Origin of the sequence: Erwinia sp. MYb416 (genome assembly GCF_037479575.1) — a bacterium.
Lineage (GTDB): Bacteria > Pseudomonadota > Gammaproteobacteria > Enterobacterales > Enterobacteriaceae > Erwinia > Erwinia rhapontici.
On the sequence record NZ_JBBGYT010000309.1, the window covers coordinates 183588 to 196653 of the forward strand.

The window sequence follows — 13066 nt, forward strand, 5'->3', positions numbered from 1 at the left end:
GTTCTTGATAATAAAGTTCTACCTTTGAAATATTTACGACAATAATAAATGTCTGGGCCGGTTAAGTTGTGCGGCTCAGCCATTCTATTGATCCAGGCGAATAAGAACGTGTTCCGACCGCTTCCTTTTTAGGTTAAATGGAGAGTAAGTAATGAAGAGATCCACCGCTTGCCTGATGACCCTGCTTGCTCTGAGCGCCTCCGGCGCTGCCTCTGCAAAAACCCAACTCAACGCCCTGTTTATGTCTCAGGCCGCCTACAGCGAAAGCGACGTGCGTGCCATGACCAGCGATTTTGAAAAAGCCAATCCGGGTGTCACCGTTAATCTTGAATTTGTGCCCTATGAAGCCCTGCACGATAAAATTATCGCGGCACGCGGCGCAGGTAGCGATGGCTACGATGTGGTGCTGTTTGACGATATGTGGCCCGCAGAATTTGCCAAATTTGGCCTGCTAAAAGATATCACCCGCCAGGTCAGCGCCGATGAGAAAGCGAAGGTGTTCGACGGCGCCTGGAGTACGGTCAGCTGGGACAAAAAACTGTGGGGCATGCCGTGGATCCTCGATACAAAATACCTCTTCTACAACAAAGCCATGCTCGCTAAAGCAGGTATTGCGAACCCACCGACCACCTGGCAGCAGGTGATGGATCAGTCCAAAATTTTGCAGGATAAAGGCATCGTTAAATATCCGCTGGTGTGGAGCTGGTCCCAGGCTGAAGCGCTGGTGTGCGACTACACCACCCTGGTGTCAGCCTTTGGCGGCCAGTTCTACCAGAACGGTAAGCTGAACTTCAGTGATGCCGGATCGGTGAAAGCCGTCACCTTTATGAAAGAATCGCTGGATAAAGGCGTCACAAACCCGAACTCACGCGAGTATCTGGAAGAGGATGTGCGTAAGGTGTTTTCCAATGGCGATGCGGCCTTTGCCCTGAACTGGACCTATATGTACAACATGGCCAACGATCCGAAGCAGAGCAAGGTCGCCGGTGATGTGGGAATTGTTCCGGCCCCCTCTGAACAACCGGGCAAAGTCGCAGCAATGAACGGTTCGATGGGATTGGGCGTGACCCAGACCAGCGCCCACCAGGATCAGGCCTGGCAGTATATCCGTTACCTGACCTCCCAGCCGGTGCAGAATAAATACGCCAAACTCAGCCTGCCTGTCTGGAAAGACTCCTACGACGATCCCGCCGTGCAGAAAGGCCAGGAGCCGTTAATCGCAGCCGCAAAAAAATCCCTCGATGTGATGCTGATGCGCCCGATTACCGCCGACTACTCACGTCTGTCGAACAGTCTGCAACAGCAACTGCAGCAGGTCCTTCAGGGCCAGCAAACGCCGCAATCCGCAATGGAAGCGGTGACGAAAAGCGCAGCCCGACTGCGTTAAGGGAACGCCATGCTCAGTCTGCAACGTCGTGAGCAGCGTCAGGCATGGGTGCTTCTGGCACCCATGCTGATTGTGATGGCCCTGTTAACCGCCTGGCCACTGCTGCGCACTATCTGGCTCAGCTTTACCGATGCCGAGCTGATTGGCAGCGGTGCACAGACCGGCTACATCGGACTGGATAACTACCTCTACGCCCTGACCGACCCGGATTTTCGTGCGGCGATTGGCCGTACGCTCTATTTCACGATGATATCAGTGGCGCTTGAGGGAGTGATCGGCGTACTCGTCGCGCTGCTGCTGAACCAAAAATTTATCGGGCGCAACGTGCTGCGCGTGCTGGTGATCCTGCCCTGGGCGCTGCCCACCATTGTTAACGCCATGATGTGGCGACTGAATTTCAACCCGGATTACGGCAGCATCAATGCGCTGCTGACTCAGGCAGGCATTATCGACGGCTACCGCAGCTGGCTCGGTTCCCCGGACTCAGCCCTCAATGCGGTGATGCTGGCTGACGTATGGAAAAACTATCCGCTGGTGACACTGCTGGTGCTGGCCGCCATGCAGTCGATTCCTGAAGATCTGTATGAAGCTGCACGTCTGGACGGTGCGCCGGCGTGGCGACGTTTTCGCGCCATCACCTTTCCGGCCATTGTCGGTGCACTGAGTGTGGCGTTGGTGGTACGCACCATCGACGCCTTCAAAGTGTTCGACATTATCTATGTGATGACGCGCGGCGGCCCGGTCGACAGCACCAAAACCCTCAGTTTCTATGTCTATCAGGAATCCTTCAGCTATCTGCGGGCCGGTAGCGGTGCGGCTTACGCCATTCTGATGACGCTGATGTGTAGCGTACTGATTGCGCTGTATATGGCGATGCTCTACCGCCAGCGCCGCAGGAGTCTTGCTGATGAAACGTAAACTGCGCCGCGTTTTGCTGTATGCCGCCGCGCTGCTGCTGGCAGCGTCGATTCTCGGGCCAATGCTGTGGCTGTTTCTGATGAGCGTCAGCGCCAACAGCGACCTGACGCGTATTCCGCTGGAGTGGCTGCCGCGCCAGTGGGACTTCAGCCGTTACCGCGCGCTGCTGTCGCTCACCCCCGGTCAGCCCGGCGAACTGTTTCTGCATGCGCTGGGCAACAGCCTGCTGGTCGCGGGGTTTGCCACACTGATTTCCCTGCTGCTGGCGGTTCCCGCTGCGTTCAGCTTCTCGCGCTATGTCGGGCGCGATCTGTGGCTGTTCGCGGCGCTGGCGATCTACATGGTGCCACCCGTGGCCTTTGTACTGCCGCTCTATTTTGTGCTGCAACAGCTCGGCCTGCTGAACACCCATCTTGGTCTGGTGCTGGTCTACTGTTCGCTGATCCTGCCGTTCCTGACATGGATGCTGAAAAACCAGTTTGATGCCCTGCCACGCGATATTGAGCAGGCAGCCCGCCTGGATGGCCTGCGCTTCTGGCAGGTTCTGATGCGTATTACCCTGCCGCTGGCAAAACCGGTGCTGGGCGCCTCGGCGCTGTTCGGCTGGCTGCTGGCGTGGGATGAATTTTTCTATGCGCTGTTGTTTACCAGTAATCTCGACGCACAAACGCTGCCAGTGACCATCGCCGGATTTACTGCCGGACGCGCCACCGATGACGGCTTGATCGCCGCCGTGGGCATCCTCGCCTCATTACCGCCGTTGCTGATCGCCCTGTGGTTGCAAAAAAGCCTGGTCGGCGGGCTGGCCAGTGGCGGCAGCAAGGGGTAATTATGTCGGCAAATCGGGTCGGGCATGCCCGCCCCCTACGGGAACATGCAGCCTGTTAATTGCAGGGGTGAGGCATGCTCCATGCGGGAACACGCAGCCTGTTAATTGTAGGGGCGAGGCATGCTCCATACGGGACCACGCAGCCTGTTAATTGCAGGGGTGAGGCATGCTCCATGCGGGACCACGCAGCCTGTTAATTGTAGGGGCGAGGCATGCCTCGCCCGTCACCACGGGAAAACAGTATGGCACGGGTTGAACTGGTCAAAGTCACGAAACGTTACGGTACGCAAACGGTGTTGCACCCGCTCGATCTGACGATCGAGGACGGCAGTTTTACCGTGCTGGTCGGTCCTTCCGGCTGTGGAAAATCCACCCTGCTGCGTCTGCTGGCCGGGCTGGATACGATCTCTGACGGGGCGATCCTGCTGGACGATCTGCGAATAAATGATCTTGATCCCGCGGATCGCGATATCGCCATGGTGTTTCAGAGCTACGCCCTGTATCCGCATCTGACGGTGGCTGAAAACCTGGCGTTCCATATGCAGGTTAAACGGGTCAAACGGGACGAACAACAGAGCCGCATTACACGGATCGCCAGCATCCTCGGTATTGATAAACTGCTGAATCGCTACCCGCGTGCCCTCTCTGGCGGCCAGCGTCAGCGCGTGGCGATGGGCCGGGCGATGATACGTAATCCGCAGGTCTTCCTGTTTGATGAGCCGCTATCAAACCTTGATGCCCAGCTGCGTATGGAGCTGCGTGCGGAGATTAAATCGCTGCACCAGCGCTTTAAAACCACTATGGTCTACGTCACCCATGATCAGGTGGAGGCCATGACGCTGGCGGACCGCATTGTGGTGATGCGCGATGGGGTGATTGTGCAGCAGGGCAAGCCGCTGGAGATTTACGACCATCCGGTGAATACCTTTGTCGCACGCTTTATTGGATCGCCGCCGATGAATCTGCTGGCGGGTGAAGTAAAGACGCAGGATGGCATTCCCGGCGTCAACTGTAACGGACTGTGGTTTCCTCTGCCTGCTCGCTGGCACGACAGCGCCCGGCGTCAGGGCAGCCAGCCGGTGATCGTCGGGATTCGCGCCCATGATTTTGTCCAGGCACGCCACTCCACCCATCCCTCCGCATTATTGAAGGTGCTGGAAGTCACGGGCGAATCCAGCCTGCTGCACGCCGAATGGCAGGGTTTTCCCCTGCATATTCAGCTCGCCGGGCGCGTGACGCTGGAACCGCAGCAATCCCTTGCTCTGGATATCAATCCCGAAAAAATCCATCTGTTTGATGCACAAAGCGGTGCGCGGCTGGTTTAATGGTGTCATCAGGGCGAGGCATACCTTGCACCTACGATGGGATCACGTAGGGGCCGGGCAGGCCCGGCCCGTTTTTCTGCACACAAGGGAAAACCGTGGAACGTCTGGATTGCGATCGAATGTTTGTGGCGGTGCTCGAGCTGGGCAGCTTTGCCGCAGCGGCGGCCCGGCTGGGTACCAGCAGTGGCCAGGCCTCTAAACTGGTATCAAAACTGGAAAAAGAGCTGGGCGTGCAACTGCTGAAACGCAGCACGCGTGCGCTGTCCCCCACCGAAGTCGGGCAGGCCTATTTTTCTCAGGTCAAACATCTGCTGGATGAATGGGATGCGCTGGATGCCTCGGTGCGCCACGCTGCAGGGAAACCCTCAGGACGCATCAAACTCAGCGCGCCCATCACGTTTGGTGCCAGCCAACTTGCCCCGGCGCTGATCGCCTTTGCCCGCGAGTTTCCGGAAATTGAACTGGATGTCAGCTTCTCAGACCGTATCGTGAACATCGTCGATGAGGGATTTGACGTTGCCATCCGCATCGGAAAACTGAGCGACAGCAGCCTGATTGCCCGCCGCCTCAGCGATATGCGCGTGGTGATCGCCGCCAGCGATGACTATTTGCGGCGGCACGGTATGCCAACGCATACTCAGCAATTAGCCGATCATAACTGCATTATCGACACCAACTTCCGCGATCCTTATAACTGGCCGTTCGGCAATGAAGGCGAAACTGTGCCCGTCAGTGGCCGTCTGCGTTTTTCCAATGCCGAGGCCTGCCTGACCGCGGCGCTGAGCGGCTTGGGTATTGCCCGACTGCCGACCTTTATTGCCGGTGCCGCCTTACGAACTGGAACCATCCGGCCTCTGCTGATTGAGAGTGAAATTCCTCCGCTCGGCCTGTACGCCGTTTATCCCCCGGCACGCCATCTGGCCCATAAGGTACGGGCGCTGATCGACTTCCTTGTCAGCCATTATGCCGGGAAGCCAGAGTGGGATCAGGGCTGGTGATTACTTCCAATATGGAAGTAATCATTGCGCGAATGGCAGGATAATCAGTGCGGAGGAATGAGTGTAGAGTGTGTTTTATCAACCCTGACACTCACACGTTATAAGGCATCTCATCATGACTGATACCCGTACCGCCCCCTGGGCCGCGCTGATCCTGCGTCTTTCGCTTGGCATCCTGTTCCTGGCGCACGCTGGCCTGAAGTTTTTTGTTTTCACCCCGGCTGGCACCGCGAAATTCTTTGAGTCACTGGGCCTGCCCGGTGGGCTGGCTTACGTCACCATCGCCTGGGAAGTGCTGGGCGCTGTGGCACTGATTGTTGGCTACCGCCCACGCATTGCCGCGCTGCTGCTGATCCCGGTACTGCTGGGTGCGATTGCTACAGTGCACGGTGCGGCGGGTTTCTGGTTCACCAACCCGAACGGCGGCTGGGAATACCCGGTATTCTGGACAATCAGCCTGCTGGTACTGGCGTTGATCGGTGACGGAAAATACGCGCTGAAAGCCTCCCTGCCTGCTTCACGCCTGAACTGAGGAACGACTGATGCTGGTAAACGGTAAATGGACGGCAGAGTGGCACCCGGTACAGGCCACCGATGAAAAAGGCGGCTTTGTCCGGCAGACCTCAAGCTTCCGTCATTGGGTGACGGCGGATGGCAGCAGTGGCTTCCTCGCAGAGCCAGATCGCTACCATTTGTATGTGGCGCTGATCTGCCCGTGGGCGTCACGCACATTAATCGCCCGTAAGCTGAAAGGGCTGGAGGAGGTCATCAGCGTCTCCGTCGTTGAGCCACAGCTGACCGATGAAGGCTGGCACTTTGGCGACTTCCCGGGTGCCGACCGCGATACCCTGAACCACGCGGAATATCTGCATCAGCTGTATACCCGCGCCGACGACAGTTTCACCGGGCGGGCAACGGTGCCGGTGTTGTGGGACAAAAAAACCGGCACCATCGTCAGTAATGAATCGGCGGATATCGTACGCATGTTCAACAGTGGCTTTGGTGCGCTGGCAACACAGTCTGTCGATCTGTACCCTGAATCCCTGCGTGCAGAGATTGACGCGCTGAACGCGGAGATCTATCCCCGACTGAACAACGGTGTTTATCGCGCCGGGTTTGCCACCACCGCCATCAGCTACCGTGAAGCCTTTAATGATGTGTTCGGCATGCTGGCTGAGCTGGAAACGCGTCTGAGCAACAGTGGTCCTTATCTGTTTGATGCTGTTCTGACCGAAGCCGATATTCGCCTGTTCGTGACGCTGATTCGCTTTGACGTTGCCTATCACGGTCTGTTTAAGTGCAACCTGCGCCAGTTACGGGACTTCCCGGCGCTGAATGCTTACCTGCAACGTCTGCTGGCGATCCCCGGCGTGCGTGAAACGGTCAGCATCGACCATATTAAGCAGGGTTATTACTCTATTAAGGCACTGAACCCTAACGGGATTGTGCCCGCCGGGCCAGACATGAGCGGCTACGGTTTTTAATCTGATTTACGAGGCGAACAATGTCGAAAGGATTAGTTATTTTACTGCACGGCGTTGGCAGCAGCGGCGATGATCTGGCAGGCCTGGGAGACCACTGGGCGCCCTCCCTGCCAGGCGTAAGCTTTGCCAGCCCCAATGCACCGTACCACTTTGAACAGGGTGCAGGCTGGCAGTGGTTTAGCCTGGCGGGTATTACGCCGGAAAACCGCCCTGCACGTGTGGCAGAAGCGCGTGCCGCCTTTGACCAGACTCTCCAGGCGATCCTCGATCGGCATCAGATGAGCGAGCATCTGGATAAGGTGGTGCTGGTCGGCTTCTCGCAGGGCTCGATTATGGCGCTCGATACGCTGGTGTCAGGCCGCTGGCCGGTAGCCGGGATGGTGGCATTCTCAGGTCGACTGTCATCACCACAGCCGTTCACTCCGGCGCTGAATACGCCGGTACTGCTGGTGCACGGCATGGCCGATGGGGTGATCCCGGTACAGGAAAGCAAATCGGCAGAGCAGCGTCTGCGCGCTCTGGGTGTGCAGGTCAGCAGCCAGTTTGAGCCGGGCATCGGGCACACCATTTCGGCTCAGGGCGCACAAAAGGCAGTGGCGTTTATTGCTGCACGTCTGGGGTGAAACGGGCGAGATATGCCTCGCCCTGCCGTGATCCCCGTAGGGGCCGGGCATGCCCGGCCCGATCTATTCCGCATAATCCTCAATCACCGGCGGCGGAGTAAGCGGCAGCGTAATGATAAAACGAGCACCGCCCTGCGGCCGGTTCTCCGCATGGATGGTGCCATCATGCAAAGTGACTATCGCCTGACAAATCGCCAGCCCCAGCCCGACACCCGGCACGGCCGACTCTTTGTTGCCCCGGGAGAACTTCTCGAAAATCAACTGCTCCTGCCCACCAGCAATGCCCGGGCCGTCATCCCACACTTCGAGCATCAGCCGCTGCGCTGACGACTGTGTGGCACGTATGCCGATGTTCGCCGCAGGACCTGCATATTTCAGTGCATTTTCCAGCAGATTGCTTAACACACGCTCCATCAGTGGACCATCGACATCCATCAGCAGCATCGGCGGCAGATCGAGCGCGATATTGCGTCCGGCCAGCAGTACGGAGAGCTGGCGCAACGTGCTGCCGACCAATTCATCCAGTGCCATCCACTCACGTTTCAGATGAAAGCCGCCGGACTGCAACCGCGCCATATCCAGCAGATTATTCACCAGCCGGATGGTGTTCAACGTCTGCTCTCGCATGGCACTGGCCTGCGGAGCATATGGTGAGTGCTCTGAAGCCAGGTCGAGCGTCAGAATTTCAGCCTGACCAAACAGCACCGTCAGCGGGGTGCGCAGGTCATGGGAGAGCGCAGATAACAGCGCATTACGCAGCTGTTCGCGCTCGGCCGCCAGCCTGGACACCGCCTCACGCTGGCTAAGATTCATACGTTCTAAGGCGTTGGCGATCAGCACGGTGAACGTTTCGACCAATCGCTGCTGTTCGGGGATCATCAGCTGACGCAGGTTGAGAGGTTCAAGGATCAACAGGCCCAGTGTTTCACTGCCGCTTTTCAGCGGCAGCATCTGCCAGGGAACACCGGGCAGCGTATCGGTTCCGGCCCCGGCGGGCTGGCCTTTATCAAAGCTCCAGCGGGCAATTGCCCGGTCCGGTACGGCACTGAGATGGGCTTCCCCCACCGCGACCAGTTCGCCCTGTTCATCAGGCAGATAAAGCTCACTGCGGGCCTGCAAGGTGCTCTCTACGCTGCGCTGGAGCGTGGCGGCAATATCACGCTGACTGAGCGCCCGGCTAAGGGCTTTGGCCATTTCATACAAATGGTGCGCCCGCTGTTCACGATAGCGCGCCACCCGTGCCTGATAGCGCACCCCGGCGGTCAGATTACCGACGATCACGCCGACCGCCAGCATCACGCCGAAGGTGACCAGGTACTGCACGTCCGACACCGCCATCGTGCCAGTGGGTGCCACAAACACTAAATCAAAGGCGACAATGTTCAGCAGTGTCGCCACCACCGACGGCCAGCGCCCGTAACGCAGCGCGACAATCACCACGGCCAGCAGGTAAACCATCACCAGGTTAACCGAATCGACCGCCGGTAGCAGCCAGCGCCCGGCAACGGTCACCAGCGCACAGAGTAACAACGCGGCGGCGCAACCCCGCAGTTGTGCATGCCATTTTCCTTCATTGCCGCCTCCGCCTGCGCGTGGAGCCAGTGGACTGACGGCATCTGGCGGCGGGTCATCCAGCGCGACGATCAGAATATCGAGATCCGGCCCCAGTTCGCCCAGACGGTCGGCAAAACGTTCGCGCCACCAGCGGCGGGTCGGACGGCGGCCGATAATAATTTTGCCAAGGTTGTGCTCGCGAGCGTAACGCAGCACCGCACTGGCTTCGCTCGGGTCTGAAAGCGTGGCGGTTTCCGCACCGAGCTCCTGCGCCAGTTGCAGCGTCCGCAGAATGCCGCGCCGCCGCGCTTCAGAGAGGCGATGCAGACGTGGGGTTTCGACATAAACAGCATGCCAGACACTGTCGAGCCGGGCCGCTAACCGGGCAGCACTGCGCACCAGCTTTTCACTGCCACTGTTATCACCAATGCACAACAGAATGGCATCACGCGTGTGCCAGACTTTTTCCCGTCCCTGAGTATCACGCCAGGCACGCATCTGGTCATCGACGCGATCGGCGGTGCGCCGCAGCGCCAGCTCGCGCAGAGCGATCAAGTTACCTTTACGGAAGAAGTTTTCGATGGCGCGTTCTGCGCCCTCACCGATATAAACTTTTCCCTCTTTCAACCGCTGACGCAGGTCATCCGGCGGCAGGTCCACCAGCACCACATCGTCAGCAGCATCGAAAAACGGGTCAGGCACGGTTTCGCGCACGCGGATGCCGGTCACGCCGCCAACCACATCGTTCAGGCTTTCCAGATGCTGAACGTTGACCGTGGTGATCACGTCAATACCGGCATCCAGTAGCTCTTCAATGTCCTGCCAGCGTTTCGGGTGGCGTGAGCCACGGGCGTTACTGTGCGCCAGTTCGTCCATCAAAATCACTGCCGGATGGCTGGCCAGCGCTGCATCAAGGTCAAATTCGGGGTGGCGATGCTGCCCGGTGGCCCGTCGCGGCAGCAGGGTCAGCCCGGCCAGCAACGCAGCCGTTTCCGGGCGGTTGTGGGTTTCCACCACGCCTACCAGCACCTCCAGCCCCTGTGCACGCAGACGGCGGGCCTCCTGGAGCATCGCCCACGTTTTTCCCACACCAGCACAGGCACCAAAGTAAATTTTCAGCTTACCGCGATGGCTTTCTGCCGCCAGGCGTAGCAGCGCATCCGGATCAGGGCGCTGGAGTTCGTCGTTCATCCGATTCCTTAAACAGGGAAAACAACGGGCGAGACATGCCTCGCCCCTACGCGAGTTTCGCAGGTGAGCGAGCCCTTACCACCGTAGTGGTGGGCATACCCGACCCGTCAGGGTTTAACGCTGTAATGCATCCAGTGCCAGGTTCAGCGCCAGCACATTCACACCCGGCTCCCCGATAAACGCCGGGCGCGGCGTCATCGTATTATCGGCAATGAGCCGTTCAACCGTTTCCAGTGGAAGCTGGCGTGCCTGCGCTACGCGTGCTGCCTGCCAGTGCGCTGCCGCAGGTGAAATCTGCGGGTCCAGCCCGCTGCCGCTGGCAGTGACCAGATCCACCGGCACCTGATGGCTGGCCTGCGGGTTCGCCGCACGCAGTGCCGCCACGCGTTCAACAATCGCCTTGTCCAGCGCAGGGTTGCTGCCCGCCAGATTGCTGCCAGAAGAGGCCAGCGGATTATACGCCGCATCACCCGTGGCCGATGGCCGCCCCTGGAAATAATCAGCACGCGTAAAATTCTGGCCGATCAGGGCCGAACCGCGCACGCTGCCCTCCTGGCGTAACAGCGAACCATTGGCCTGCTGCGGGAACCACCACTGCGCCAGCCCGGTGGTTAACAGAGGATAGAGCAGCCCGGTGACCAGCGTCAGTAATATCAGTAAAAACAGAGCAGGACGTAATTGGCTCATCATATTTTCCTTATGCCATGCCCAGAAGGGTCAGTAACATATCAATCAGTTTAATCCCAGCGAATGGCACCAGCAGGCCGCCGACACCATACAACCACAGATTACGACGCAGTAGCGCGGCAGCACTCAGCGGGCGATAGCTCACCCCTTTCAACGCCAGCGGGATCAGGAACACAATCACCAGCGCGTTGAAGATCACCGCTGACAGAATGGCGGAGTTGGGTGAGTGCAACTGCATCACGTTCAGCATATTGAGCTGCGGCAGCGTGGCAGCAAACGCGGCCGGGATAATGGCAAAATACTTTGCCACATCGTTAGCGATACTGAATGTGGTCAGGGAACCGCGCGTCATCAGCATCTGTTTGCCGATATGCACCACTTCCAGCAGTTTGGTCGGGTTGGAGTCGAGATCGACCATGTTACCCGCCTCTTTTGCCGCCTGGGTACCGGAGTTCATGGCCACCGCCACATCAGCCTGCGCCAGTGCCGGGGCATCGTTGGTGCCATCTCCGGTCATCGCCACCAGCCGTCCTTCGGCCTGATACTGACGGATGAGTGCCAGCTTGGCTTCGGGGGTCGCTTCTGACAGGAAATCATCCACGCCAGCCTCGGCGGCGATCGCGGCGGCAGTCAGCGGGTTATCCCCGGTGATCATCACTGTTTTAATGCCCATTTTTCGCAACTCGGCGAAGCGCTCTTTAATGCCGCCCTTCACAATGTCCTTCAGCTCCACCACGCCCAGTACCGTTACACCATCACAGACGACCAGCGGTGTGCCGCCCGCACGCGCCACCTGTTCCACCAGGCCGTTAACCTCTGGCGGGAACTGGCCGCCGTTGCTGTCGATATAGCGGCGCACCGCATCAACCGCACCTTTACGCACCGTGCGCTGCTGCACGTTGACCCCGCTCATGCGCGTCTGCGCCGAGAATGGAATAAAAGTGGCATCCAGGCTTTTCAGGTCGCGTTCGCGCAGATTAAATTTCTGCTTCGCCAGCACCACAATACTGCGCCCTTCCGGGGTTTCATCGGCCAGTGAGGCCAGCTGTGCGGCATCGGCCAGCTGCTGTTCACTGATACCCGCGGCTGGCAGGAATTGCGTTGCCTGGCGATTACCCAGCGTAATGGTGCCAGTTTTATCCAGCAGCAATACATCAACATCCCCCGCCGCTTCTACCGCACGGCCGCTGGTGGCGATCACGTTGGCCCCCAGCATACGGCTCATGCCCGCCACGCCAATCGCCGACAGCAAACCGCCGATTGTGGTGGGGATCAGACATACCAGCAGCGCCACCAGCACCGTCAGGCTCACTGGCGTCCCTGCCCAGGCGGTAAACGGCCAGAGCGTGGCGGTGGCCAGCACAAACACGATGGTCAGCGCCACCAGCAGAATAGTCAGGGCGATCTCATTCGGCGTTTTACGCCGTTTCGCCCCTTCCACCATCGCGATCATCCGGTCGAGGAAGGTTTCCCCCGGGTTGACGCTGCACTGCACCACCAGCCAGTCGGAGAGAATCCGTGTACCGCCGGTGACGGATGAGAAGTCACCGCCAGATTCGCGGATGACGGGGGCCGATTCGCCGGTGATGGCGCTTTCATCCACCGATGCGCCACCCACCAGCACCTCCCCGTCACAGGGGATCATATCGCCCGCTTCCACCAGTACCCAGTCACCTTTGCGCAACGAATCAGCCGCCACTGACTGATGGCTGGCGCCGTATTCAGGCTCTGCGAGTTTTTTGGCAAAGCTGGTTTTAGTGATACCTTTCAGGCTGTTGGCCTGCGCTTTACTGCGCCCTTCGGCCAGCGCTTCCGCCATATTGGCAAACAGCACGGTAAACCACAGCCAGACGGCGATGGCGGCAGTGAAGCCCGTTTCACCCGGGGTTTTCCCGGCCGCCATTGCAATGGCCAGCAGCGTGGTCAGCACGCTGCCCAACCACACCACAAACATCACCGGGTTGCGTACCTGAATGCGTGGGTCCAGTTTTTTCAACGCATCGAGCAGCGCGACACGCATCAGCGCCCCATCAAACAGCGCCTGTTGATTACGACTCATGTCTCTTCTCC

At 58.9% G+C, this 13066-nt stretch carries 11 protein-coding genes; 8 read left to right on the forward strand and 3 right to left on the reverse strand.

What is annotated here, in order from left to right:
- Positions 1-151 precede the first annotated feature (151 nt).
- From WH277_RS03590 to WH277_RS03625, 8 genes are all read left to right on the forward strand, one after another.
- On the forward strand, positions 152-1387 hold the full coding sequence (locus WH277_RS03590) for an extracellular solute-binding protein (RefSeq protein ID WP_133844454.1): 1236 nt from the start codon (positions 152-154) through the stop codon (positions 1385-1387).
- Between the two features lie 9 nt (positions 1388-1396).
- Complete coding sequence (locus WH277_RS03595) at positions 1397-2305, forward strand: carbohydrate ABC transporter permease (RefSeq protein ID WP_339504386.1); 909 nt, start codon at positions 1397-1399, stop codon at positions 2303-2305.
- On the forward strand, positions 2295-3134 hold the full coding sequence (locus WH277_RS03600; RefSeq protein WP_133844458.1) for a carbohydrate ABC transporter permease: 840 nt from the start codon (positions 2295-2297) through the stop codon (positions 3132-3134). The genes WH277_RS03595 and WH277_RS03600 overlap by 11 nt, the downstream gene beginning before the upstream one ends.
- A 242-nt stretch (positions 3135-3376) precedes the next feature.
- Positions 3377-4459, forward strand: a complete 1083-nt coding sequence (locus WH277_RS03605; protein ID WP_133844460.1) for an ABC transporter ATP-binding protein — start codon at positions 3377-3379, stop codon at positions 4457-4459.
- A 95-nt stretch (positions 4460-4554) separates the two neighbouring features.
- Entirely contained in the window at positions 4555-5457 is a 903-nt protein-coding gene (locus WH277_RS03610; protein WP_133844462.1) for a LysR family transcriptional regulator, read from the forward strand.
- 115 nt (positions 5458-5572) lie between these two features.
- Positions 5573-5989 (forward strand): DoxX family protein, encoded by a 417-nt coding sequence (locus tag WH277_RS03615; protein ID WP_133844464.1) that lies wholly within the window; start codon positions 5573-5575, stop codon positions 5987-5989.
- A 10-nt stretch (positions 5990-5999) separates the two neighbouring features.
- Positions 6000-6941: a glutathione S-transferase family protein gene (locus WH277_RS03620; protein ID WP_133844466.1), complete on the forward strand. Its 942-nt coding sequence runs from the start codon at positions 6000-6002 to the stop codon at positions 6939-6941.
- Between the two features lie 20 nt (positions 6942-6961).
- On the forward strand, positions 6962-7564 hold the full coding sequence (locus WH277_RS03625; protein WP_339504390.1) for an alpha/beta hydrolase: 603 nt from the start codon (positions 6962-6964) through the stop codon (positions 7562-7564).
- A 63-nt stretch (positions 7565-7627) separates the two neighbouring features.
- Here the strand turns inward: WH277_RS03625 and kdpD are convergent, their stop codons facing one another.
- From kdpD to kdpB, 3 genes are all read right to left on the reverse strand, one after another.
- Positions 7628-10309: a two-component system sensor histidine kinase KdpD gene (gene kdpD, locus WH277_RS03630; RefSeq protein ID WP_133844470.1), complete on the reverse strand. Its 2682-nt coding sequence runs from the start codon at positions 10307-10309 to the stop codon at positions 7628-7630.
- Positions 10310-10423: 114 nt separating this feature from the next.
- Positions 10424-10996: a potassium-transporting ATPase subunit KdpC gene (gene kdpC, locus WH277_RS03635; RefSeq protein ID WP_339504424.1), complete on the reverse strand. Its 573-nt coding sequence runs from the start codon at positions 10994-10996 to the stop codon at positions 10424-10426.
- Between the two features lie 10 nt (positions 10997-11006).
- Positions 11007-13055, reverse strand: coding sequence for a potassium-transporting ATPase subunit KdpB (gene kdpB / locus WH277_RS03640; protein WP_159337710.1), 2049 nt, complete (start codon positions 13053-13055; stop codon positions 11007-11009).
- Positions 13056-13066: the final 11 nt, after the last annotated feature.

Bases quoted from the DNA above. Each gene is read 5' to 3' on its own strand.
- kdpC (WP_339504424.1), bottom strand. From the start codon at position 10,996: ATGAGCCAATTACGTCCTGCTCTGTTTTTACTGATATTACTGACGCTG.
- WH277_RS03625 (WP_339504390.1), top strand. From the start codon at position 6,962: ATGTCGAAAGGATTAGTTATTTTACTGCACGGCGTTGGCAGCAGCGGC.
- WH277_RS03605 (WP_133844460.1), top strand. From the start codon at position 3,377: ATGGCACGGGTTGAACTGGTCAAAGTCACGAAACGTTACGGTACGCAA.
- WH277_RS03590 (WP_133844454.1), top strand. From the start codon at position 152: ATGAAGAGATCCACCGCTTGCCTGATGACCCTGCTTGCTCTGAGCGCC.
- WH277_RS03595 (WP_339504386.1), top strand. From the start codon at position 1,397: ATGCTCAGTCTGCAACGTCGTGAGCAGCGTCAGGCATGGGTGCTTCTG.
- WH277_RS03615 (WP_133844464.1), top strand. From the start codon at position 5,573: ATGACTGATACCCGTACCGCCCCCTGGGCCGCGCTGATCCTGCGTCTT.
- WH277_RS03620 (WP_133844466.1), top strand. From the start codon at position 6,000: ATGCTGGTAAACGGTAAATGGACGGCAGAGTGGCACCCGGTACAGGCC.
- WH277_RS03600 (WP_133844458.1), top strand. From the start codon at position 2,295: ATGAAACGTAAACTGCGCCGCGTTTTGCTGTATGCCGCCGCGCTGCTG.
- kdpB (WP_159337710.1), bottom strand. From the start codon at position 13,055: ATGAGTCGTAATCAACAGGCGCTGTTTGATGGGGCGCTGATGCGTGTC.
- kdpD (WP_133844470.1), bottom strand. From the start codon at position 10,309: ATGAACGACGAACTCCAGCGCCCTGATCCGGATGCGCTGCTACGCCTG.